The sequence below is a fragment of the Sphingobacterium sp. xlx-96 genome (assembly GCF_011007365.1).
In the GTDB taxonomy this organism is placed as follows: domain Bacteria; phylum Bacteroidota; class Bacteroidia; order Sphingobacteriales; family Sphingobacteriaceae; genus Sphingobacterium; species Sphingobacterium luzhongxinii.
In genome coordinates, this window is sequence record NZ_WFKM01000001.1 from 295,804 (window position 1) to 320,019 (window position 24,216).

At 33.8% G+C, this 24,216-nt stretch carries 26 protein-coding genes; 25 read left to right on the forward strand and 1 reads right to left on the reverse strand.

All coding sequences use genetic code 11. The features are described from left to right. The first annotated feature begins 1 nt into the window (after position 1). From G7B20_RS01405 to G7B20_RS01465, 13 genes are all read left to right on the forward strand, one after another. A complete protein-coding gene (locus G7B20_RS01405) occupies positions 2-376 on the forward strand; it encodes a membrane lipoprotein lipid attachment site-containing protein (protein WP_164108248.1) in 375 nt (124 codons plus the stop codon). A gap of 87 nt (positions 377-463) precedes the next feature. Next, positions 464-3,133, forward strand: coding sequence for a hypothetical protein (locus G7B20_RS01410; RefSeq protein ID WP_164108249.1), 2,670 nt, complete (start codon positions 464-466; stop codon positions 3,131-3,133). Positions 3,134-3,196: 63 nt separating this feature from the next. Beyond that, complete coding sequence (locus G7B20_RS01415; protein ID WP_164108250.1) at positions 3,197-3,817, forward strand: XkdF-like putative serine protease domain-containing protein; 621 nt, start codon at positions 3,197-3,199, stop codon at positions 3,815-3,817. Further along, the gene (locus G7B20_RS01420; protein ID WP_164108251.1) at positions 3,818-4,477 is read left to right on the forward strand and encodes a hypothetical protein; all 660 of its coding nucleotides are present in this window, start codon (positions 3,818-3,820) and stop codon (positions 4,475-4,477) included. It begins immediately after the preceding gene. 2 nt (positions 4,478-4,479) lie between these two features. Then, entirely contained in the window at positions 4,480-5,397 is a 918-nt protein-coding gene (locus G7B20_RS01425) for a hypothetical protein (protein ID WP_164108252.1), read from the forward strand. A 78-nt stretch (positions 5,398-5,475) separates the two neighbouring features. Continuing rightward, the gene (locus G7B20_RS01430) at positions 5,476-6,000 is read left to right on the forward strand and encodes a hypothetical protein (RefSeq protein ID WP_164108253.1); all 525 of its coding nucleotides are present in this window, start codon (positions 5,476-5,478) and stop codon (positions 5,998-6,000) included. Positions 6,001-6,079: 79 nt separating this feature from the next. Then, a complete protein-coding gene (locus G7B20_RS01435; RefSeq protein ID WP_164108254.1) occupies positions 6,080-6,415 on the forward strand; it encodes a hypothetical protein in 336 nt (111 codons plus the stop codon). Further along, complete coding sequence (locus G7B20_RS01440; RefSeq protein WP_164108255.1) at positions 6,402-8,279, forward strand: hypothetical protein; 1,878 nt, start codon at positions 6,402-6,404, stop codon at positions 8,277-8,279. Before G7B20_RS01435 ends, G7B20_RS01440 begins: the two co-directional genes overlap by 14 nt. A 5-nt stretch (positions 8,280-8,284) precedes the next feature. Next, complete coding sequence (locus G7B20_RS01445) at positions 8,285-8,824, forward strand: hypothetical protein (protein ID WP_164108256.1); 540 nt, start codon at positions 8,285-8,287, stop codon at positions 8,822-8,824. Between the two features lie 3 nt (positions 8,825-8,827). Beyond that, positions 8,828-9,253, forward strand: a complete 426-nt coding sequence (locus G7B20_RS01450; protein ID WP_164108257.1) for a hypothetical protein — start codon at positions 8,828-8,830, stop codon at positions 9,251-9,253. Positions 9,254-9,320: 67 nt separating this feature from the next. Then, positions 9,321-9,743, forward strand: a complete 423-nt coding sequence (locus G7B20_RS01455) for a hypothetical protein (RefSeq protein ID WP_164108258.1) — start codon at positions 9,321-9,323, stop codon at positions 9,741-9,743. A gap of 92 nt (positions 9,744-9,835) precedes the next feature. Beyond that, a complete protein-coding gene (locus G7B20_RS01460) occupies positions 9,836-10,354 on the forward strand; it encodes a M15 family metallopeptidase (RefSeq protein WP_164108259.1) in 519 nt (172 codons plus the stop codon). Further along, complete coding sequence (locus G7B20_RS01465) at positions 10,351-10,797, forward strand: hypothetical protein (protein ID WP_164108260.1); 447 nt, start codon at positions 10,351-10,353, stop codon at positions 10,795-10,797. Before G7B20_RS01460 ends, G7B20_RS01465 begins: the two co-directional genes overlap by 4 nt. Here the strand turns inward: G7B20_RS01465 and G7B20_RS01470 are convergent. Continuing rightward, positions 10,794-11,483: a hypothetical protein gene (locus tag G7B20_RS01470; RefSeq protein WP_164108261.1), complete on the reverse strand. Its 690-nt coding sequence runs from the start codon at positions 11,481-11,483 to the stop codon at positions 10,794-10,796. The genes G7B20_RS01465 and G7B20_RS01470 overlap by 4 nt on opposite strands. A gap of 199 nt (positions 11,484-11,682) precedes the next feature. Between G7B20_RS01470 and G7B20_RS01475 the strand changes: the two genes are divergently transcribed. The 12 genes from G7B20_RS01475 to G7B20_RS01530 all read left to right on the forward strand — a co-directional run bounded on the left by G7B20_RS01475 (position 11,683) and on the right by G7B20_RS01530 (position 24,155). Continuing rightward, positions 11,683-11,964: a hypothetical protein gene (locus G7B20_RS01475; protein ID WP_164108262.1), complete on the forward strand. Its 282-nt coding sequence runs from the start codon at positions 11,683-11,685 to the stop codon at positions 11,962-11,964. Further along, a complete protein-coding gene (locus tag G7B20_RS01480) occupies positions 11,949-12,422 on the forward strand; it encodes a hypothetical protein (protein WP_164108263.1) in 474 nt (157 codons plus the stop codon). The genes G7B20_RS01475 and G7B20_RS01480 overlap by 16 nt, the downstream gene beginning before the upstream one ends. Positions 12,423-12,625: 203 nt before the next feature. Beyond that, a complete protein-coding gene (lepA, locus tag G7B20_RS01485; protein WP_164108264.1) occupies positions 12,626-14,416 on the forward strand; it encodes a translation elongation factor 4 in 1,791 nt (596 codons plus the stop codon). A 133-nt stretch (positions 14,417-14,549) separates the two neighbouring features. After that, entirely contained in the window at positions 14,550-15,437 is an 888-nt protein-coding gene (locus tag G7B20_RS01490; RefSeq protein ID WP_164108265.1) for a bifunctional 5,10-methylenetetrahydrofolate dehydrogenase/5,10-methenyltetrahydrofolate cyclohydrolase, read from the forward strand. A 199-nt stretch (positions 15,438-15,636) separates the two neighbouring features. Further along, positions 15,637-16,155: a hypothetical protein gene (locus tag G7B20_RS01495; protein ID WP_164108266.1), complete on the forward strand. Its 519-nt coding sequence runs from the start codon at positions 15,637-15,639 to the stop codon at positions 16,153-16,155. Positions 16,156-16,363: 208 nt separating this feature from the next. Then, a complete protein-coding gene (locus G7B20_RS01500; RefSeq protein ID WP_164108267.1) occupies positions 16,364-16,813 on the forward strand; it encodes a 3-oxoacyl-ACP synthase in 450 nt (149 codons plus the stop codon). Between the two features lie 106 nt (positions 16,814-16,919). Next, positions 16,920-18,389: an ATP-binding protein gene (locus tag G7B20_RS01505; RefSeq protein ID WP_164108268.1), complete on the forward strand. Its 1,470-nt coding sequence runs from the start codon at positions 16,920-16,922 to the stop codon at positions 18,387-18,389. A 6-nt stretch (positions 18,390-18,395) separates the two neighbouring features. Further along, positions 18,396-21,995, forward strand: coding sequence for a response regulator (locus G7B20_RS01510; RefSeq protein WP_164108269.1), 3,600 nt, complete (start codon positions 18,396-18,398; stop codon positions 21,993-21,995). Continuing rightward, positions 21,979-22,377 (forward strand): response regulator, encoded by a 399-nt coding sequence (locus tag G7B20_RS01515; RefSeq protein WP_240458403.1) that lies wholly within the window; start codon positions 21,979-21,981, stop codon positions 22,375-22,377. The genes G7B20_RS01510 and G7B20_RS01515 overlap by 17 nt, the downstream gene beginning before the upstream one ends. Then, complete coding sequence (locus G7B20_RS01520) at positions 22,377-23,198, forward strand: CheR family methyltransferase (protein WP_164108549.1); 822 nt, start codon at positions 22,377-22,379, stop codon at positions 23,196-23,198. The genes G7B20_RS01515 and G7B20_RS01520 overlap by 1 nt, the downstream gene beginning before the upstream one ends. A gap of 5 nt (positions 23,199-23,203) precedes the next feature. Continuing rightward, positions 23,204-23,773 carry a chemotaxis protein CheB gene (locus tag G7B20_RS01525; RefSeq protein WP_164108270.1) on the forward strand — a complete coding sequence of 190 codons (570 nt, stop codon included), beginning with the start codon at positions 23,204-23,206 and terminating at the stop codon, positions 23,771-23,773. 22 nt (positions 23,774-23,795) lie between these two features. Beyond that, positions 23,796-24,155 carry a response regulator gene (locus G7B20_RS01530; RefSeq protein WP_164108271.1) on the forward strand — a complete coding sequence of 120 codons (360 nt, stop codon included), beginning with the start codon at positions 23,796-23,798 and terminating at the stop codon, positions 24,153-24,155. The last annotated feature ends 61 nt before the right edge of the window (positions 24,156-24,216 follow it).

The window sequence follows — 24,216 nt, forward strand, 5'->3', positions numbered from 1 at the left end:
TATGAAAAGAATATTGTATTTAATTGTAATGCTTTTTGTTGTTACAGCTTGTAGCAAATCAAATGAATTAGAACCTAAAACACAACTAGTTTTTACTAAGGGAATGATAAAGGATGATATTGTAGATTTATCCAAAAAGATACTTATAAAGGAAAAAATAACACCATCATTTGAAGTAACTGAAGGTGCAATAGGTAAAAATAATACGCCTGTAGTAGTATTGAAATTTAAAAATGGTGGCTTGTTTGGTTTTGTTATGGAATATCAGGGGTTGGTTGCTTATTCTCATTACTACGACCTTGATGAAGAAGTAGAAGTACTATATAATCATCTATCACCTGAAGTAAGAGACAATAATAAATACAGGGAAAAATAATTAAACCACACTAATAATAATTAAGGCTATCCAAATGGGTAGCCTTTTTCTATGCTTTAATATTTATTGAAAAAGAAGATAAATATTATGGCAATTTCAAAAGGAAATAATGAAGAAAAAATATTATTAGATGTAAGTGCAAATGTAGATGATGCAACATCAGAAATACAAAAGCTTGAAAAGGAATTACAGAAGCTTCAGGATGTTAAAATAAATGCATCAGGTGCTGATTTAGTGAAAGTTAATCAACAAATCAAAGATGTTGAATCTGCTATTGCTAAAGCTAATTCAAATAAATTAGCCCCAAAAACAGATAATGGTAATTTAAAAAATACGGTTCTTTCACTCCATGAAATGGAAGACTTATTAAATAAAATAAGGGATGAACAGAAGGTTACAAAAGACCCTTTGAAGCTTCAACAACTTAGTAAAGAAGCAGGTGAATTAGAATTAAAAATACGTGATATAAATGAACCTTTCAGGGATATTAATAGAGAGATTGGAGAGCTTGAAGATAGATTATATGCAATGGCTGTTGCAGGTGAAAGGAATACACAGGAATTTCAACAAACAGTATTAAAGGTAGCTGAATTAAAGAAAGTTGTAGTTGATATTGATACAGCAGTTGATGCAATTTCAACAGATAAATTTGGTAAGTTCATTGGAGTAGGTGAGCAAATGACAGGGGTGTTTGGTGGTGTTACATCTGCTTTGCAAATCATGGGCGTTGATGCATCACGTGCAGAGGAACAAATGGCAAAGCTGATGCAATTACAAGGTATTGCACAAGGTTTACAATCATTAAATCAGTTTAGAAAACAATGGACTGGGTTAATGGCTTCAATGAAAGCAGGTAAAGTAGCAACAGAAACTATTAACACAATATCAGATGCAACAGAAACAGCAACAACAGCAACTGATGGATTAAGTAAAGCAAATAAAGGTGCTTCAGTGAGTTCAAAGATATTAGGTACAGCAATGAAAGCTATCCCTATTATGTTAGTTGTTAGTGCAATAGGTTTTTTGATAGCAAATTTTGATAAGGTCAAAGAAGTAGTTTTAAAATTCTTACCATCACTTAAATTTTTAGAGGATGGATTTAATAAGGTGAAAAATGCAGTTACTGATTTTGTGGGTATTACAAGTGATGCAACTAGAGCATTAGATAAATTGGAACAATCAACACTAGCAAGAAACAAGGGGATAGATAGACAGATTGAATTGTTGGAAGCATCAGGTGGTAAAGAAAAAGAGATATACAACCTTAGAAAAAAACAAACTGAAGATGAAATATATCTACTAAACCAAAAAGCTAAAGTCAATGAAAAATTAAGTGCTGAAGAACAAGAACAATTAATTGTTTTACATCAAAAAAAGAATATTTTATTTATTGAGGAAAAGAAAAGATTACAGGATGAAGCAAAAGAAGTTAGTGATACAGCAAAAGAAAAAGCTAAAGAAGCACAACAAGCTTATCAGGAACAATTAAAAATTTTAAAAGGGTATTTAAAAGAAGCTGAAAAAGTAACATTTGCATCTAATCACAATCAAAGACAGGTAGAGTTAAAGCAGATTAAAGATAAATACAGTGAGCAAATTGAATTAGCAAAAAAATTAAAGCAAGATTATCAGAAATTGGAATCAGCACAACAAATAGAGTCTAATGCAATAAATAAAAAATATGATACTCAATATTTTGATTTCATAAAAAATAATGGACAGCAGTTTTTGGATAGTTTCAGTGCTGAATATTTAAGTACAATTGAATCTTACAATAATGCAAAAGTAAATGCTACTGATGAACATAAGAAAGATTTAGAAGTTAGATTGAACAATCAATTAGTGTATTTATCAAAAGTTAAACAGCTTCAGATAGCAATGAAAAATGCTGAAGATGAATTAGCCAATGGTGGTAATGAAATTGATAAAGATGTTGATTCTTTTGAAGTACAAAAACAAAAACTTGATAACCAATTACAGCTACAAAAAGAATATGCTGATGCACAATTGTACAATCTGACTGAATCCAAGCAGTTAGAAAATGCAGAGAATGAAAGATTGTATGTAGAAGGTCAGGAGAGGTTGAAAGAATTGATGTTAGACCCTTCAACAAATGCATTTGCTATATCTAATTTACAAGTTGATTTAAATGCTAGGTTATCAGCAATTCAAGCAAATAATACAGAAATTGAAGATGCTACCAAAAAACACAATGATAAATTAAATAAGCTTGATAAAGACCATGCTAAAGCTAAAGAGAAAATAAATAAGGAAAAGAAAGCATATGATGAAGATTTGATTAAAGGTACAGCAGAATTTTTATCAACAGCTTCAGACCTGTTTGGTGAGCATACTGTTGCAAATAAAGCAATGAATATTGCTAGTGCAACAATGAATGCTTATGTGGCAGGTTCTAAAGCATTTGCAGAATTACCATATCCTGCAAACTTTGTTGGTATGGCAACAGCAATTGCAGGCGGTTTAGTCAATGTAAAAAAAATAATGGATGTAAAAATACCTGATGCTAAAGGAGGTGATACAGCAAGTCAGGCAATTAATAATACACCTGTTAGTTATTCAGCACCAACAATTAATTCAACTGTATTAAGGAATGAAGAAAATGGTACTAATAATATAACATCTGCAATAACTGAATCAGGTAATAATAATCAAGTTGTTAAGGCTTACATAACCAATCAGGATTTACAGACCAATGAGGAAAAAAACAAGTTTATTAAAAACATAAGTAGTTATTAAAGAATAGGGGATAGTGTTATACTATCCCTTTTTTCATTCCTTAATATTTATCCATAAAAGAACATGGATAAAAAAGAAGTAATAGAATTAAAAATAAATCCTGATTTAGGTTTAGATGTCAATGTGATTTCAATAGTTGATGACCCTGCTGTTGAAAGTAATTTCATAGCATTTTCAAAATTAAAAGAACCTGTTAGGCAGACTTTTAATTTTGAAAAAATGGAATTATTGGGTGTAGCAATGAAACCTGATGTACTTATACCTAGGGAAGGTGGTAAAGAGGTGTTTTTTTCAAAAGAAACAATTAGGACTGCATCAATAAATTATTTCAAACAAGGTTATCAAACCAAAATAAACCTACAGCATAGCAATACATTTATCACAGCTACTGTATTTCAATCATTTATCACAGATTCAAAATTAGGTGTTAAAGCACCTGAAGCATTTGGTGAATTACCTGAAGGGACTTGGATTGTTGGATTAGCTTTAGATAAAACAGCACCTGAAAGTGCCAAAGTATGGGAGTTAATAAAGAATAATGTGTTTAAAGGATTTTCCATTGAAGGCTACTTTATTGAACAATATGAGAAGATGAATAAGGTTACAGAAGATACTTTATTGAACGCTTATAAGGAATTGGAAATTGAATTAGATGGTATTATTGAAAAATATAATATCAAATAATTGTCACTAATATTTATTGGAAAAGAAGAAAATATGTTTAAAAATTTATCAGAAAAATTAAATAAGGTATTAAAGTTTTCTAAAGAATCTTTTAAATCTTCTACAATCAAAGGTACTAATACTAAAGTTGAATATGGTATTGAAGGTGCTGAAGCTGTAACATCAGGTGATGGGCAAAATCAACCTTTAGCGGATGGTGAACATGAATTAGATAATGGTGAAAAAATTACTGTAGCAGGTGGTTTAGTTACCAAAATTGAAAATGCACCTGAAGAAGATAAAGGTGAAGTTTTATTAGAATCTGAAGATGAAAATGCACCTGAAGAAGTATTAGCTGTTGAAGCACCTGATGGTGAAATAGTGCCTTTAGATGAAGCGATTGAAGAAGGTATTGTTGATATCCCTGTAGTTGAAGAAGAAAAATTATCTGAAGATAAGGATTCAAAGATTACAGAATTAGAAGCAAAGATTGCAGAATTAGAAAAACAATTAAATGAAAAGTTTTCTGCATTACCAACAAAAGAAGATTTAGAAGGATTCAAAAAAGAATTCTTGAATCAATTAAAAACAACACCTGCACAATTCTCAGAAGTGAAGGTAGAAGAAGAGCCAACTAATAAATGGTTAGCAATGGCAAGATTAAAAAATAAAAATAATTAAAAATGGGATATAATATTAATACTCTAGCTGATAGAATTTTAGCTAGTGAAAACTTAGAAAAATTTTTTACAGAATCAATTTTAGGTGGTCAAACTTTGGATTTTTTATCTGACCACGGTTCAGTATCTGAAGCACCTTTAAATACAACTTCAGACATTAACATGATGAAAAATACATTGGTATGGCAAGATGGTAAAGTTGCAAAATTAGCTGAATTAGGTTCTACTGAATTGACACAAGCATCTGTATATGTTGCACCAATTGGATTTAAACAAGCTTATGATTCATTAGCATTACAATCTAAATTTTCAGGTGAAGTTTTGAAAAATAAGAAAAAATCTAAACAAACTGATGATTTGATGTTTGGTGAAGCGATTGTTGAAGATGTTACCAATTTAAATAAAAAAGATGTAGAAAAATTGGTGTGGTCAGGTGATAAATCAATTGTTGATACAAATGATAACATGCGTTTTGCTGATGGATTTTTAACTCAATTGAAAACAGGTACATATGATTTATCTGCTATTACAGGTGCTAATATTGTTGAAAAAATAATGAATGCATACATTGAAATGCCTTCAGAAGTTACAGGTGCTGATGATTTCCGTGTGTTTATTGGTACTAAAGAATACAAAGCATACCGTGCAAAAATTACTGACTTGAATTTATTTAATGCAGGTGAAAAAGATGATGTATTTGGTACTTCAGCAAAATTCCATGTAGTAGATGGTTTGGATAATTCAGGTAAGGTTGTTTTAGCACGTGCAAGAAACTTGCAAGTAAAGACAGACTATGAAGGTGCTAATGTTCAAATTGAAGCATTCTATGTACAGAATGATGATGAAATGAAGATTAGAGGAAGATTTGGATTAGGTATGAAACCTATTTTCATCCAAGAAATTGGTGTATTATCTATCTAATAAATAATAAAAGAGAGAATAAGAAGGTGGTGAAAATATCATCACCTTTTTTTAAATAAATAAAAAATATATAAAAATATGAATTGTGAATCAATTAATCCTTTTGTTGCTAGTTGTGGTGAAGACCTTAGAGCAGGTACAAAAGCGGTATATATATTAGCCTATAAAGATGCTGAAAAAGTAACAGGTAGCACCAAAATATATGCTGAATCAGCTACAGGTGTTATAAATGAAATAGGTTTGAAAGAGACTAAGAAATTTGCAAAAGTAGATTTTCATTCTAAATCAGAAGCAATAACAGAAACTGCATCAATGGGTGAAAATGGAATATTAACAGAAACTGCAACATTTGCAGGTGTGATAAATGGATTTAATAAGGAATCATTAGCATTAGTTAAGTCTTTGTTAGGACAGGATGTAATTATACTTGCTGAATTAGGTTCAGGTAAATATAGTGTTATTGGTGTAGATGGTGGATTTAAATTAACTGAAGCAGTAGGTACACATAATGCAACAGATTCAAATAGAGCATTATCTTTTGCAGGTGATGTTTATGGTGGAGTTAAAGAAGTTGATGGTACTATAGTACCAACTTTAATCTAACTATAATTAAAATAGAGTTGTTAAGGCTATCCAATAGGGTAGCCTTTTTTCATGCTTAATATTTATCGGAAAGAAGAAGATGATAATTGATTTAGGTAGAGATAAAAATAGGTTATACATACCAATTTTGAATAGAGCTGATTTAGTGGGCTACATAAAAGCTGATATTACAGATACGGCTACAAATGAAAGCAATAGGTATATCATTTTTCCTTCAGAAATAAATAATAGATATATAGCATTAGGTTTACCAATGCTTACCAAAACAGGTATTTATCTATTAAAAATAATAGATGGAGGGGATGAATTATATAAAGGTTTTCTAAGGGTTATTGATAGCACAAATAAAGAAGAAATAAAAACACCTGAATTATCATCAGATGAAAATAAAATAAAATTTTATGATGGAAAATAGAGGTGATATAAATATACATATAGAGAAATTTGTTAAAAATATAACTCCACAACCAATTGAGCCAAAAGAATCAAATGGTGATAAGATGATTAAATGGGGTATAGATAATCTATATCCAAATTTTTTGATTGAAATATCTAAAAAGAGTGCCTTACATGGTGCTATACTTCAGACTAAATCAAATTATATTTTTTCTGATGGTGTTATTAATAAAGAATCAGGTGAAATAATAGGGGATGATATACAAGTTAATGAAGATGATAATTTATCTGAATTGGTAAAAAAATGTATAAATGATGCTGTTGTTTTTGGTGGTTTTGCTGTGAAAGTTGAATTTAATGCTTTGGGTGAACCTTTGTATTATTACCATGTACCATTTCATCATGTAAGGGCAAATAAATCTAAAAGTAAATTCTTTGTGAATGATGATTGGTTTAATTTTCCACGTACTTATTTCACTTATGAAAAGTATAATGTATTTAAAAATGAAGATTTTCAACCAAAGATTTTTTATTTCAATAGCTATAATATTTCAGTAAACAATGTCTATGTAGAACCTGATTATAACTGCATTGAAGATGTAGTTACAGATATGTTAATCAGTAAGTTATTCAAAAATTCAATTGCAAATGGTTTTTCTGTAGGTAAGGTAATTACAGTACTTGGTGCTATTCCTGATGAGCAAACAAAGAACAGGGCAACAGCTAAATTTAAAGATGTCTTCAACGGTGTTGATGGGGAAAATTTTATGTTGCAGTGGGCAACAAATAAAGACCAAAAAACAGAAATAGATACAATACCTGCTGATGATTATGCATCTAAAGTTGTTGAAATAGTTAAGAAAACAGAAAGAAATATATTATCTGCACATAGTGCTACATCAAGTCAACTTTTTGGAATTGAAAAAGAAGGTAGTTTAGGTAATGCAACAGAATTAGAGAATGCATATTTATTATTTAAAAATAATTATGTAAAAGATAAAAGAATTGAAATAGTTTCTGCATTCAATAAATTATTTAAATCAGATGAAAGATTACCCAAAATTGATTTAAAGGATAAAGAAGTACTATTCAAGAAGACTTTAGAATCTAGCACTAAAGAAAAAGTATTTACAATCAATGAATTAAGAGCAATTGAAGGTGCTGAACCTATTGAAGGTGGTGATGTATTCATTACTTCAAATAGTAATACATTCACTATTTCACCAACAAATGCACCTGCAAATTCAACATTTTCTAAAAAAAAAGATGATGATGAAGTAGAAGGTTATTTTGCTACACCTGAAGATTTTGAAAAAGTAAAACACCTTGGTAATAACAAAGATGAATTTATATTGATTGGTGAATCAAAATTTAGTTCATGTGGTGAATATCACTTTGCAAGTACTTATTCAAGCATTGAAGAATATTTATTAGACAATAAAATAAATGAATTGACAATTGATGAAGCATCAGCAAAGATTTCAAATGAATTAGGTTATTCAGTATCAAAATCTGATGTACAGACAAGTATTGATTTACTTAAAAATGCAGGTTTGATTGACGTTAAGATTAATACACAAAACAACAAAATGTGGACTGCACCAAGTTTAATTAACAATGCTAATAAGATTGAAATTTATTATGATTATGTAAAGAGACCTGAAGCAGATGGTGCAATCAAAATACCTACCACTAGACATTTTTGTGAATCAATTATTGATTCTGATAAGTATTTTTCAATGGCTGATATACAATCATTTTCTGCTGTTTTGGGGTATGATGTAATGAAATTTGGCGGTGGTTATTGGAAAAATAAGAACACAGGAGAAGTTAACAGGCATTGTAGGCATGAATTTAAGCCTGTGAGAGTTTATAAAAAATAAAAGATATGAAAGTTTATTTAATAAATATATATGATATAAAAAGCAATTCAATAGTAGCATCAAATACTGATGATAACATATTATTGTTTGCACTTAATGAAGTAACTGATTTAGAATTGCAACCATTAATAGGTGAAAAGTATTTAAAAAAACTTAATACAGGTGTTGATAAAGGTACATTAACAAATAAAGATAAAGAGGTAATAAAAGATGTAATTAAACCTTTTTTGATTTATGGTACTGTAGCTTATGCATTACCTTATTTGCACAATAAAGTAAATAATAAAGGTGTAAATGTATCAACAGATGCAACATTAACAGCAAAGAGTAGTAAAGAAGTTGATTCATTCCAACAACTGATAATGCTAAAATTTGATAGTTATAAAAAAAGGCTAATAGATTATTTTAAAAGTGATAATGATGAAGAAACAAATACTAATGTACAAGCAGATACAACATCTGCAAGCATGGGTATTTTCATCCCTGATAGAATTGATATAAGTGAACATTTATACAATAGTCAGGCAAATAAAACAAGGTGGTAAGGTATGATTAGAGGGTTAAAATATATAAGAGATGTTGTAAATAATTATTGGGTTAACCACAACATGATAAATACAATAAAATTTGGTGACACAGACAATTTAAGCATATATAAAGATTTACATTATCCTTTATTGAATTACAATTATTTGGATTCTAACTATAAAGCAGGTATGCAAAATACTGCAAGATTTGAATTTTATGTGATGGATTTAACAGATGCTGATGATATTGAAATGGATTTTGAAATTGTAGCTAACATGAATGAAATAGCAAATGATTTTTTGAAATGGTTGGAAAATCATGATGACATAGAGATACAACCAAATGTATCAATAGTACCTTTTTCTGATTCATTTGGTGATAGGGTATCAGGGGTTGCATTTACAGTTACCTTCAATGTATTTAGAAACAATTGCAGTTTTTTATAAAAAAATAAGCAATAGAGATTTTGCCCTTTACCATTAGATAGGTAAGGGGTTTTTTATTAAATGAAATATGAAATACTTAATATTATTCATCCTGCTGTTATTGTCAGGATGTAAAGTAAATAAAGAAACCTTAACCAACATACAAGAACAAAAGAGGGTTGAAATAGATGTAAAAACTAAAACTGATTCATTGTTTTCTATCAAAAATTGGAGTAATTCAAACCTGATTTATGAAGAACAATATGATAGTGTAGGTAGAATTACAAAGAAAATTTACACAACAAAAAATGAAACAGGTAAGGAGCAGGTAAAACAAGTGAAAACAGATTTGAATGTATCTGTTAAAGATTCATTAGCTACTAAAATAGAACATGAAGAGGTGATAAAAAAAGATAGTAAGCCAATTCTTTCAAATTTATTACCTACCTATTTTTGGCTGATTGTGGTGGTTATACTAATCTTTATCTACATCAAATTTAAACCCTTTTAAGGCACTTTAATAATACCAATGTAAAGTGTTGATTCCTGAATAATAATCTATCTGAAGGCTTGTAAGAAGCTAATATTTATCCATAAAGATATATGGATAAGAGATTAGAATTTGCTGATAAAATATCATTAGAAAGGATAGATAAACTACATCCAATTATAAGAAATGAAGTAAAGGAATTGTATTTAACAATCAATTTTGCATTACCAAAGGGTGTAAGATTGAGAATTAGCCAAGGACTAAGAAGTATTAGTGAGCAAGATGCATTGTATGCACAAGGTAGGACAACCAAAGGTAAGATAGTAACTAATGCAAAAGGTGGTAGCAGCTGGCATAACTATGGATTAGCTTTTGATTTTGTTTTGTTGTATGATAAAGACCTAAATGGAACATTTGAAACTGCTAGTTGGGATGAAAACAAGTATTGGATGCAGGTAGTAAATGAATTCAAAAAACATGGCTATGCATGGGGGGGGGATTGGAGATTTAAAGATAGCCCACATTTTGAGAAAGCATTTGGTTTATCTACTGCTACAGCTATGAGCAGAATGAAAGCAGGTGATGTATTGTATGACAACAACACCACATACATTAATATAAATAAAATATGATAGAGGGGATAGAAGAAGCATTTAACCAATTCATCACTTCATCATTTGTGACTAAGTTATTATTATTTATTTCTGCATTTTTTGCCCCTGTATGGGAATTATATATTCTATTGATGTTTTTGGTGATAGTTGATTATTTGATTGATTTGGGGGTATGGATGCTGAAAGAATGGAAAAGTAAAAGATGTTGGGAGATTACCCAACCATTTGTAATTAAAGTCATAATGTATTCAATTTTGGTTATAACTGTTAATGCAGTGCAACAGCACCTGATTAAAGAAGCATTTGATTTTTTTAAACTAATTATTGCTATACCTATAACTGCACAACTAATTGAAATTGTTGGTACAGTTGAAAGAACAACAGGGATTGCATTAGTTGATAAGGTGAAAGATTATTTATCAAATTGGATAGGTAATAAAGAGTCTAAAAAGGAAGATTAGTAAACAGTATTAATCAATTCATCAGATTTAGATAATTTAAGATAGGTTATAGAATGATTGCTAGGTGAATAATCAATTCCTAGCTCTTCAGTGTATTGGTATTCATTCTTATCTTTATCAATATAGTGAATTTCAATAAGCAGATTTTCAAAAATTGGTGGCTGATTTTCATCTGCAATATTCTTTAAGGTGATTTTTATCGGAATTCTACCTGCTATTAAATTCTGGTGTTTTTCAATAAAAATTTTGTTAATGGTGTATATCTTATAAGTGATACTACAATCTTTGTCAACTGTTAGATTGAATGTTAAGAAAATACTTAATAATTTATTGTCCCATGAGTTGCTATAAGGTATATCCCAATTTTTTTTATTTGAACTAGGCTTAAAATTAACTTCAGGTCTAATACTTCTTAAATATTTTAATTCCTCAATCTTAAATATTCTGTTTTGGTCTTTTTGAACCTTCATTTGGGAATCTAGTGTTTTATAAATGAAAACCCCACCAATAAGAGCAACCAAAAAAGTAAACCATTCTGAAACATTACCCCATATAGCAACATCAAATTTAGATGCTTCAGGGACACAGCAATTTAAAGCCTTGACAATAGCAACTAATACAACAGCACCAACAAGTATTAAAGCTATTAAACTACCTATTCCTATTTTATCCTTAATTTCTTTCATATTATTGTTAACTATTGGTGTTGAAGATAATTATTTGTTACACAATAAAAAATATTCCACTTTTTATAAAAATTATTTGATTTAATATCAGTGCTTTAAGTTTAAACTAATTAGTATAAAATTCTCTATTGGCAATGTCTTGTTTTTCCTGCTCTTTTGTTGTATGGCAATGGTGCTATAATTTAAAAAAATATAAGAAATGAAAAATGAAATTTTACTACTGAATGATGCAAATGAATTAATTGATGGTTTAGCTTATAAATATACTGAACTTAAAGAAGTACCATGTATTTATGATTTAAATGATTTTAAAAGTGCTGTAAGGAATATTCTATCTAATTATGATGAAACATCATATTCTTATTATGTTGCAGAAATTGAAGAAGGGGTAGTTATAAATATTGATAATGAAGTGATATTACACGTCAATGAAAAATTCAATGATTTAGCAACCTACTTTAAAACATGGTCAGAATATTAATGGATAACTATAAAATAGTAACTAGCTTACACACAATAACTACATCTAGGCTATGTAGTATTGCTAAATTGTATCAAATTCCTCAAGTTGAAACATCCAATGTTTTAAGGCTTATTAAAGCTCTACAATCAATTAAAAAAGAAGATAGGGTACATGCTAGGGTTGTTGTAGATGTTAGCTATGATGAAGTGTTAGATATGTTAGATGGTCTATCTAATGGTATTGATGCTTATAAGAAGAAGTACAATGTTAGGACATTTCCAAAAGATTTAAATATTTATCAGCTTATTGAAGCGTTGAATAAAATAGATGCAAAGCAGTTAATAAAAGATATTATAATTGAATCTGCAACTAGTACGCCAAAGGAAAAAAGTAAGGGTAAAGTGAAAAAAGAATTACCAAAAAAACTAACCTATGAAGAACGTAGAAAATTAGAGTTATTAAGTAAAAACAGCTAATTAAGGCTGTTTTTTTTTTTGTGTCAAAGTGTGATAAAAGTGTGTCAAATGTGTGCCAATTCCTAAAATTTTAGGTTAAAATGAGCTGTTTTTCTATAAGTTTAATTTTTAAAAAGCGGGTTTAAACGCTTAAAACAAACCCTATGATATATTACCTATTTACAGTATATTTGCCGTTTATAAAAAGAAGGCATAAAACCTATATGAAGCATATACGCAATTTTTGTATAATAGCACATATCGACCACGGAAAGAGTACCTTGGCAGATAGATTATTGGAATATACGAATACAATCTCCCAACGTGAAGCGCAGGCACAGCTGTTGGATAATATGGATTTGGAAAGGGAGAGAGGGATTACCATCAAGAGTCACGCTATTCAGATGGACTATGTTCAAGATGGACAGCAATACATCTTTAATCTCATTGATACTCCGGGACACGTTGATTTTTCTTACGAAGTATCCAGATCTATCGCTGCGTGTGAAGGTGCTTTATTAATTGTGGATGCATCTCAAGGAATACAGGCTCAAACTATTTCCAATCTGTATCTTGCGATGGAGCATGATCTGGAGATTATTCCTGTATTGAACAAGATGGACTTGCCTGGTGCTATGCCGGAAGAGGTTAAAGATCAAATTATCGATCTTATCGGCGGTAAAAGAGAAGATATTATCCCTGCATCTGGAAAAACAGGTCTGGGAATACCTGACATCTTACGAGCAATCGTAGAACGGGTTCCTGCTCCGGTAGGAGATCCAGATGGACCTTTACAGGCTCTGATTTTTGATTCTGTTTTTAATTCTTTCAGAGGGATTATGGCTTACTTTAAAGTGGAGAATGGTGAAATCAGAAAAGGAGATAAAGTCAAATTTGTTGCTACCGGTAAAGAGTACTATGCAGATGAAGTTGGTACTTTGAAATTGAACCAAGTCGCTAAAGATGTGATTAAGACAGGTGATGTCGGTTATATCGTCTCTGGTATTAAGGAAGCGCGCGAAGTAAAAGTGGGTGATACAATCACGCATAAAGATCGCCCATGTCAGAATGCAATCCAAGGATTTGAAGAGGTGAAGCCCATGGTTTTTGCCGGTATCTACCCTGTCGATACGGAAGATTATGAAGAGTTGCGCGAGTCCATGCATCGATTACAATTAAACGATGCTTCTTTGGTCTTTGAGCCAGAGTCTTCTGCAGCTTTAGGATTTGGTTTCCGTTGTGGTTTCTTAGGTATGCTGCATATGGAGATTATCCAAGAGCGCTTAGAAAGAGAGTTTGATATGACGGTGATCACTACTGTTCCCAACGTATCTTACCGTGCATTCCTAAGTAAGGATAAAGAGGAAGTGGTCGTTCATAACCCATCAGACCTGCCTGATCCGAGTAAATTGGACTCCATTGAAGAACCTTATATCAAAGCTAATATAATTACCAAGGCAGAGTTTGTGGGCCCTGTAATGTCTCTGTGTATCCAAAAGAGGGGTACGATAATGAATCAATCTTATTTGACATCAGATCGTGTAGAATTGGTTTTCGAGATGCCTATGGGAGAGATCGTGTTTGATTTTTATGATAAGTTGAAAACGATTTCAAAAGGATACGCTTCATTCGACTACCATCAGATTGGTTACCGCACTTCGGATTTGGTGAAGTTGGATATACGACTGAATGATGAACCGGTCGATGCATTGTCCTCGTTGATTCACAGAAGTAATGCTTATGATTTTGGTAAAAAAATCTGTGAGAAATTAAAAGAATTATTGCCTAGACAACAGTTTGAAATCCGGATCCAAGCTTCTATCGGAGCAAAGATCATTGCCAGAGAGACTATATCCGCTCTACGTAAAGACGTAACTGCAAAATGTTACGGAGGTGATATCTCCCGTAAACGTAAGTTGTTGGAAAAACAGAAAAAAGGAAAAAAACGGATGCGTCAGGTAGGTAACGTCGAGATTCCTCAGTCGGCGTTTATGGCAGTGTTGAAATTAGACTAAAAAGAGTTATAAGGTTAAGAGATTAAAAGTTAGAAAATCAACGGGCACGGAGCGAGGATGAAAGACTATATGAGTACTCAAATCTCCTGTTTAAATACGGTATCTAACTACTAAATACGAACTACTAAGTACTATGAATATATTAGACGGTAAAGAAGTATCTGCAAAGATTAAAGAAGATATAAAAGTTGAAGCCGCGGCTTTCACCGCTGCTGCTGGAAGAAAGCCTCATCTTGTTGCTATTTTAGTAGGAAATGATGGCGGTAGTGAAACTTACGTAGCCAGTAAAATGAGAAACTGTGAACTGGTAGGTTTTGAGTCAACTAATATCCGTTATGATGTTGCTGTTTCTGAAGCGGAATTGATCGCTAAAATTCAGGAAATAAATGCAGATCCTACTATTGATGGATTGATTGTACAGTTGCCTTTACCAGCTCATATTGACCCGGATAAGGTAACGGAGGCTATCGATCATAGAAAGGATGTTGATGGTTTCCATCCCATTAATTTAGGTCGGATGCAGCGTAATTTGCCATGCTTCATTCCTGCAACACCTTATGGTATTATGTTGATGCTTTCGCATTATGGTATTGACACAGCAGGAAAACATGCTGTGGTTGTAGGGAGAAGCAATATCGTCGGTTCGCCAATGAGTATCCTGTTGGCTAGAAATAGTAATCCCGGAAATTGTACAGTTACTTTGACGCATAGTAGAACAAAAGATCTTAAGACAGAGGTTTTGCGTGGCGATATCATTGTTGCAGCGATAGGTAAAAAGAACTTTGTAACGGCTGATATGGTGAAGGAAGGAGCGATCGTAATCGATGTGGGAATCAATAGAGAAAACTCTACAGAAACAAAGTCTGGTTTTAAGCTCTACGGAGATGTTGATTTTGATAATGTAGCGGCAAAAGCTTCATGGATTACCCCTGTACCAGGTGGAGTAGGATTAATGACTATCGTCGGTTTGCTAAAAAATACATTAGAAGCTGCAAAGGGTACAATTTATCCCAAATTTTAGTTTTTTGATTTAGAAATTCACCCCTTACAATCCGGGTAGCATGTACCTATTGGGTAGAATGGTAAGAGTTTTGTTTTGGCACACAAATTGAGTATTTAGTAGCGTTAACTAAACTCATTTGTATGGATCATGCGTCGATCGTATTCTAGAAGATATCGGTATAGCTGATAGATCCATCGCCATTTAAAATTTATATCTAATGAAAAAAAATGTATTATTAGCAGTGGTAGCCGGAGCAATAACATTTGCATCGTGCAACAATTCTCCTTCTAAGGACAAAAATGCGGACGGTGAGGTTACAGCAGGTGAACAATTGGATCACTCTTTGAACAAGATGGATCAAATATCCGAAGATGCTGCAGCGAAGGCAGAAGCGGATTATAATAAAGCTAAGGCCGATCTAGAGGCAGCTGTCGCCAAAGGTGACAAGCAAGCGGAAGAAACTGCGCGCAAAACCCTTGCAGATGCTGAGGCTGTATGGAATAAAGCCAAAGAAGCATTGAAAGATGCTGGCCAAAAGGTGGAGTCTGGTGTTACGAATGCGGTAGACGCTACGAAAGATGCAGCAAAAAAGACAGGCGCTGCGATCGAAAATTCTGCTGATGAGGCTGGAGAAAAGTTGAAAGATGCTGGTGCGAAAGCTGAAAATGCTGTTAAAGAAACAGCGAATGAAGCGGAGAGAAAAGCTAAAAACGTAAAAGAAGCTTTGAAAAACTAGACTTACAAATACAATGAAATTTGTGAACGCCCGTGTTAATCGGGCGTTCATCGTTTATAATAGTGGTGATATGTAATGAAATATCCATGGAGCAGTTCTGCGCAAATACGAATGACCGCGAAGCAGCATGCACACCCTTTCGTTATAAAAGCGTGCATAATATAGTTTGGATATTCCATATGACAGATAAAAAACAAGTTATATACATATGAATAGAGAAGATATATTAGAGGCATGTTTTGAATATGTACAGAATAGAATTAAGGAAATTACCTTGGCTATAGATTCTGCGAACAACTCCCTGTTGGAAGATACGAAAAGTAGTGCCGGGGATAAATATGAAACAAGTAGAGAGATGATTCAGCAGGATTTAAGTCGATTTCAACAACAGTTGAGCTTAGCTAATGAAGATCTACAGAGCCTTGAACGAATTAAGCATACTTATCAAGCCTCATCTGTTTTGTCTATTGGTAGTTTAGTTGAGGTTAATAAGAGTACTTGGTATTTTATAGCGGTAAGTATCGGTCGTCTACCAATGTATCCTGATTTATATGTCGTTTCTCCAAAGTCTCCAATAGGTAAATTGTTTTTAGGTAAAGCGCTAGGAGATAATATAATGTTTAACAATCAATCTTTTATTATCAACCAAGTTTTATAGGTGCTAGGTTCGATTCTTTTTCTTTTTTTTATTATTTTGGTAGAGGCTTCTCCTGCATGTAGCATATATGGCCTTTAATTGAAATAGAACAACTAATTGTTTATCGATGATTTTGATTGTGGATGATAAGCCAGAAAATATTTTTTCGCTTAGGAGCTTATTAGAATCGAAGAGTTTTGATGTGGATACTGCGCTTTCTGGGGAGGAAGCTTTAAAAAAGGTCTTGAAAATAGATTATGCGTTGATCATCCTCGATGTTCAGATGCCTGGAATGGATGGATTTGAAGTCGCAGAGATATTGGCTGGATATAGTAAAACAAAGGAAATCCCTATTATTTTCTTATCGGCAGTCAACACCGATAAAAAATTCATAGCGAAAGGTTATGCTTCAGGAGGTATTGATTATATTACTAAACCTGTAGATCCTGATATACTGATGCTCAAAGTAAAGACTTTTTACCGATTGTATGAGCAGACTTTAGCCTTGAATGAGGTGAAGCGTAAATTGCAACTTGAGGTTGAGAGTAGAAAGAAAGCGCAGGAAGAACTGAAAGTAAAAGTAGACTTCTTTCATACTGTTCTGGAAGCTATTCCACAGATAGCATTTACCGCAGACTCTTCGGGAGAGATTACTTTTGTTAATGAAAATTGGTTTAAATATGCAAAGACAGCTATAGATTTTCCTGAAATTCATATCGATGATACTTCGATCGATACATTTTATGAAGAAAATATAAAATCAGGTGAACCTTTTGAAGCTGAAGTACGTATCCGAAATGTCGATACAAAGGTATATCGTTTTCACTTGCTTCGAATCATACCTGTTAAGGAAGGAGTTGAGAGAAACAGCTGGGTTGGTACGTTTACTGATATTGAAGATCAAAAGCAGATCGAGAATAAGAAGGATGAATTTTTAAGTATTGCTAGTCATGAGTTGAAAACACCCCTGACCAGTATAAAGGCTTACATTCAACTTTTGGAAAGATTGATTGTCTCGACAGGAAATGAACAGGTTTCTACATATATCCATCGTGCACAAGATCAAGTAATTAAATTAGAGAGTCTTATTGCTGATCTTCTTGATATTTCTAAGATAGAGAACGGTAAGCTAAAGGTTAACTGTAGACCTTTTGATTTAGAATCTTTGGTTGTTAATGCCATAGACACCATCTCACATACACATCAACATGTAGCTATTCGCATCGAGCGCGAGGGCGAGCCTTTTGTAGATGAAGTTAACGCAGATGCAATCCGTATTGAGCAAGTACTGATCAATTTCTTGACGAATGCCATAAAATATTCTCCAGGATCTGAAAAGGTATTGGTTAAAACCGAACAACGTGATTCGCATGCATATATTGCAGTTCAGGATTTTGGAATAGGTATTCCCAAAGAGAAGCAGGACTATGTTTTTTCGAAATTCTACCGGGTCGAAGAATCATCTGTTAAGTTTCAGGGATTAGGGATTGGACTGTATATCTGCGCTGAAATAGTGAGGCAGCATAAAGGTACTTACGGTGTCAATAGCGTAAGTGGAGAAGGAACTACTTTTTATTTCAGTATACCATTAAATTAAGGAAGGATGCCTAAACAAATTATCAGAAAATTACAGATAGGTTTCGGAATCTCATTGCTTGTTCTTATTGCAAGTTCGACGGCTTCTTATATCAGTATTAAAAAGCAGATTGATAACCGGAATCAATTGGTCACTACACAACAATTGATTCAATCTGTAAATCATATTCTTATTGATCTTCAGAATGCGGAAACTGGACAGCGGGGATTCTATCTCACCAATAAGGAGTCTTTTTTAGAACCATATTTGAAGAGCCAAGCCTCATTGCCTCAATCCTTTCGTGACGCGAGATCATTGCTGTCTAAAGAATCAAATCAAGGGCTACGTTTGGATAGCCTATCATCTTTGGTAGACACGAGAATGTCTATTTTAGGCAAATGGGAAAAGCAAAAGAGGGCAGGCATAAATATAGCATCTGAACAACTGGAAGAGGGCAAGGTCTATATGGACAGTTGCCGGAATCTGATAGAGCGGTTTTTAACAGCTGAACATGTTGTCTTAAAGAAGCAAAATGCAGAACTGGACAGCTCTTCTAATATTACCTCTATATTTATTGTGATAGCCGCAATTTTCTCTTTGTTAATCACTATCGTATTTTATATGCAGATTCGTGGTGAATTCAGAAGGCGTGAAAAACTTCAGAACATACTTAAAGAGAAGGATGAGGAAATGAGAACCAGAGTCCGAATGATCGAACAGATTGCTAAGAGAGTTTCTGCTGGAGATTATTCTGTGCGGGTTGATGATGCTGAAAAAGATGAGTTGGGCAGTTTAGCAAATTCGCTTAATGGAATGACAATTTCGCTAGATAATGCATTTGGAAAAATACATGATAATGAGTGGAAGCAAACTGGATTGGCACTCCTAAATGAAGTTCTAGTGGGAAATAAAAATGAACGTATGATCGCGGAAGATGCGTTAGCTCATTTAATTAACTATGGGCGTTGCATTAATGGTGCTTTATATTTATTAGATAAGAATCAGTTAGTGTTGCGAAGTTATTATGGGTTAGAGGGGCAGATGCGTGAGAATTTGAAATTTGGCGAAGGGATTGTGGGGCAAGTCTTTTTGGACAAGCGTATTAAACTTTTGGAGGATATTGATAACTCGGAGTTTACGGTTAGTTTTACGAACGGACAGTTGAAACTAAAGCATATCTTATGGTTACCATTGATGCTGGAGGGACAATGCTATGGTGTGTTTGAATTGGGCACATTTGATAAATTTGAAGCGTTAACTGTTTCGTTTTTTGAAGAAGCAGGTAGAATTATAGCTTTGGAGTTATTGGCTGCTCATGGAAGAAATAAGGTCCAAAATTTATTAGAAGAGACGCAAGCCCAGTCGGAAGAACTGCAAACGCAACATAGTGAGTTGGAAAATCTAAACACTGAGCTAGAAGCCCAAGCACAAAAACTGCAGGCCTCTGATGAAGAGCTTCGTGTACAGCAAGAGGAACTGTTACAGAGTAATCAAGAACTTGAAGAGCGATCCAAGCTGTTGGAAGAGAAGAATGAGCTCATTGCTTCAAGGAATGAAGAAATTCAAAAGAAAGCCGAGGAATTGGCTCTCACCACGAAATATAAATCAGAGTTTTTGGCTAATATGTCTCATGAGCTACGCACGCCGCTAAATTCTATTTTATTGCTTTCACGCTTGTTGTCCGAAAATGTCGAAGAGAATCTGACAGATGAACAAGTGGAATCCGCTAATGTCATTCAGAGTTCAGGAACAGGACTATTAACGCTGATAGATGAAATTTTGGATCTTTCTAAGATTGAAGCGGGAAAAATGGATCTCGAATATCAACAAGTTAGTATCTCGGCACTTTGTAAGGAATTAGAAAGTCTATTTCGCCCATTGGTACAGGAGAAAGGAATCGACTTGTCTATCGATATAGATGATAGTATTCCTGATATTATCGAGACCGATAAACTTAGGTTGGAACAAGTACTTCGAAACTTATTATCTAATGCGATTAAATTTACAATTGAAGGTGGTGTCTCGTTTCGAGTGAGCTCATGTCGTACCAATTCCAATTTTATTCAATTTGCTGTAAAGGATACGGGTATCGGTATTAGCCCGGATAATCAAAAATTGATTTTTGAAGCCTTTCAACAAGCAGATGGTTCGACAAGAAGAAAATTTGGTGGGACCGGGCTTGGTCTTTCTATCAGTAGGGAGATCATGCGTCTACTTGGGGGAGAGATTACTTTAGTGAGTAAGCCGGAGGAAGGAAGTACTTTTACGATTGCAATCCCGCTGGACAAAAGCAAGACGGTTGTAGTCGATTCTGCAGATATAGAATTGGTACCGCAGGAGCCTGTGTCCACAGTTGAGGATCCTATCGCTATTGATTCTTTATCATATCGTACGATAGAGATACCGGAAGATGTAGCTGATGATCGAGATAACATCCGAGAGGGAGATAAATTGATTTTGATTGTTGAAGATGATACAAATTTTGCAAAGGCATTGTTGAAATATACGAGACAACAAAAATATAAGGGTATTGTATTGGTAAGAGGTGATCTTGTCTTGGAAATAGCCGATAAGTATCAGCCCTTGGCAATTTTGTTAGATATTCAGTTGCCGATAAAAGACGGTTGGCAGGTTATGGATGATTTGAAAAATAATTCTAAAACACGGCATATTCCTGTTCATATGATGTCTTCGCTCAGAATGAAACGCGAGAGCTTGATGAAAGGGGCTATAGATTTTATCAATAAGCCTATCGCTATTGAGGAGATTGGACGGATTTTCGAACGGATTGAGGACGCGCTAAACCGAAACCCCAAAAAAGTACTTATTGTAGAGGAAAACGAAAAACACGCTACCGCTCTATCCTATTTTTTGAGCAATTTCAATATTCAATCGGAGATCAAGGAAAATGTTTCTGAGACAGTAGATGCATTGCTGTCAGAAGATGTAAATTGTGTGATATTGGATATGGGAATTCCTGATAAGATCGGGTATCAAACATTGGAAGCAATTAAAGCTAATCCAGGTCTAGAGAACCTGCCCATTATTGTATTTACAGGTAAGCAATTGTCACAGATTGAAGAGTTAAAAATCAAACAGTTTGCAGATTCTATTGTTGTAAAAACGGCGCACTCATTCCAGCGTATTCTAGATGAAGTAGGGTTATTTTTACATTTGGTTGAAGAGAATAATGGACATGTCGAAAAGAAACGGATCAATAAATTAGGCTCTTTGAGTGAAGTGTTGGTCGGTAAGACCGTATTGGTCGCAGACGACGATGTTCGTAACATTTTTTCATTGACCAAGACATTAGAACCTTATCAGATGGAAGTTCTGTCTGCGACCAATGGTAAAGAAGCATTGGATGTAGTAAAGCAAAATCCGAATATTGCTGTCGTGTTGATGGATATGATGATGCCCGAGATGGATGGCTACGAAACGATAAGGGAAATCAGGAAAATGCCTGCGTTTGCCCGGTTACCAATAATAGCGGTCACGGCTAAGGCAATGATCGGGGATCGTGAAAAATGTATTCAAGCAGGGGCTTCGGACTATATTTCGAAACCTGTTGATAAGGATCAATTGCTTTCCTTATTGCGCGTATGGTTGTATGAATCTAAAGTATGATTTGTTGGAAATGGAAATCAAAAACTTGATATTGATAGTTGACGATGATGTGCGTAATATTTTCGCACTTGAGCTTACATTAAAAGCTAAAGGATATAAAGTTATATCATGCCAAGATGCTAGAGAAGCGCTACAAATAATTGAAGAAAATAATCAACTTGGATTGGTCTTGATGGATATGATGATGCCTGATATGGATGGGTATGAAGCGATAAGCACGGTTAGAAACTCTGCTAAATATCCCAAAATTCCAATGATAGCTGTGACAGCTCAAGCAATGAGTGGTGATCGGGAGAAATGTATTGCATCGGGAGCGAATGATTATGTTTCAAAGCCGATACAGGTGGATGTTTTGTTGGATGTAATAAAAAAGTGGATGTGATGCTGGAACCGGATATCTTGAAAGACGAAGAAATCAATTTGTTACTTAATGATGTAGCAACACTGTATGGCTATGATTTTACACAGTATAGCCAGGCTTCTCTCAAGAGACGGTTGAATAGAATTTGCCTTGTTGATCGTTTTTCGAGTTTTGCGGAGCTACGGTATCGGGTCGTTAATGACAGTTCATACTTACAGCGATTTATTGAAGAAATCACTGTAAATGTGACCGAAATGTTTAGGGATCCGAGCTTTTATAAAATGCTCCGACACGAGGTGATGCCCAGGCTTGGAACCTATCCATTGATCCGTATCTGGATCGCTGGATGCTCCACCGGAGAAGAGGCGTATTCGATTGCAATATTGCTTAAAGAGGCAAATCTGTATCATAAATCATTGATGTATGCTACGGATATTAATCCTACTGTCCTAGAAAAAGCCGCTAATGGAATATTTCCATTGAATCAGATGAAATTATACTCGGAAAATTATATTCTCTCTGGAGGAAAGAATGACTTTTCCCAGTATTACGTCGCTGGGTATGAGTTTGCTAAATTTGACTCTTCATTGAGCGAAAGAATGATATTTTCCACGCATAACTTGGTTTCGGATAGTTCTTTTAATGAATTTCAATTGATATTATGTCGAAATGTTTTGATTTATTTTGACAAGAACCTACAGGAGCGTGTGTTTAGAGTTTTTGACGAAAGTCTTCAAAATCTAGGGTATCTGGCTTTAGGTACAAAAGAAACGTTACGCTTTTCGAGCATAGAGGGGCGGTACAGACAGGTTAGTGAAGAGAAAATTTGGAGAAAGCACTGAAATATATGACAGGTAGATCAAAAGTTGTGTTAATTGGTGGATCCGCAGGAAGCATACATGTACTTCTTGGGATCTTACCTCAGCTTGATCCCAATTCTTTGCTGAGTATCATTATAATTTTGCATCGAAAGGCGTACCCTGAAAGTACCTTGAGTATGCTACTGAATGCCTATAGCACGTTGCCTGTAGTAGAAGTGACTGATAAAATGAATTTAGAGAAAGGTAAAGTCTATTTGGCTCCGGCGGACTATCATTTGCTGTTTGAACGTGATGGATCGATGTCCTTAGATGTTTCGGAAAAGGTCAATTTCTCCAGACCTTCAATCGATGTTTCTTTTTATTCGGCGGCACAGGTATTTGGAGCTGATGCAGTCGCTCTGTTATTGTCGGGGGCAAATAGCGATGGGGTTGAAGGTTTATCTTATATCTTACAATATGGAGGTGTGATCTGTGTACAGGAGCCTAGCACGGCGGAGGTTGATTTTATGCCTAAACAGGCGTTGCAGCAATTACGGGTCGATAATGTATTGATTCCTTCAGATATGGCTGCTTATATTAATAATTTAGGAGAGTAAAATTTAAAAAGGAGATCTATTTATGAGTAAGAAAATCATGATTTTTGATGACGATAAGACGATATTGAGTATTTTCTCTATTGTTTTAGAAGCCTCTGGATATACTGTAGAGATTTCCGAGACATCACATGATATTATTGAGCGAGTAGAAGTGGCAATGCCTGATGTTATAATAATGGACAATTGGATTCCAGATATTGGTGGTATTGAAGCAACGCAACTATTGAAAAACAATTCTAAATTTAAACATATTCCTGTTGTGTATTGTTCTGCGAATAGTGATATAGAATCATTAGCGAATAGGGCAGGAGCTGAAGCCTATCTGCCTAAACCATTTGACTTAGTGGACCTGGAACAGACAATCGAGCGATTGGTACGTTAGTTGTTAAGCTAGAAATATGAGATCAAATACAATCAATAGTAATTAGAAATCATTTATGCGG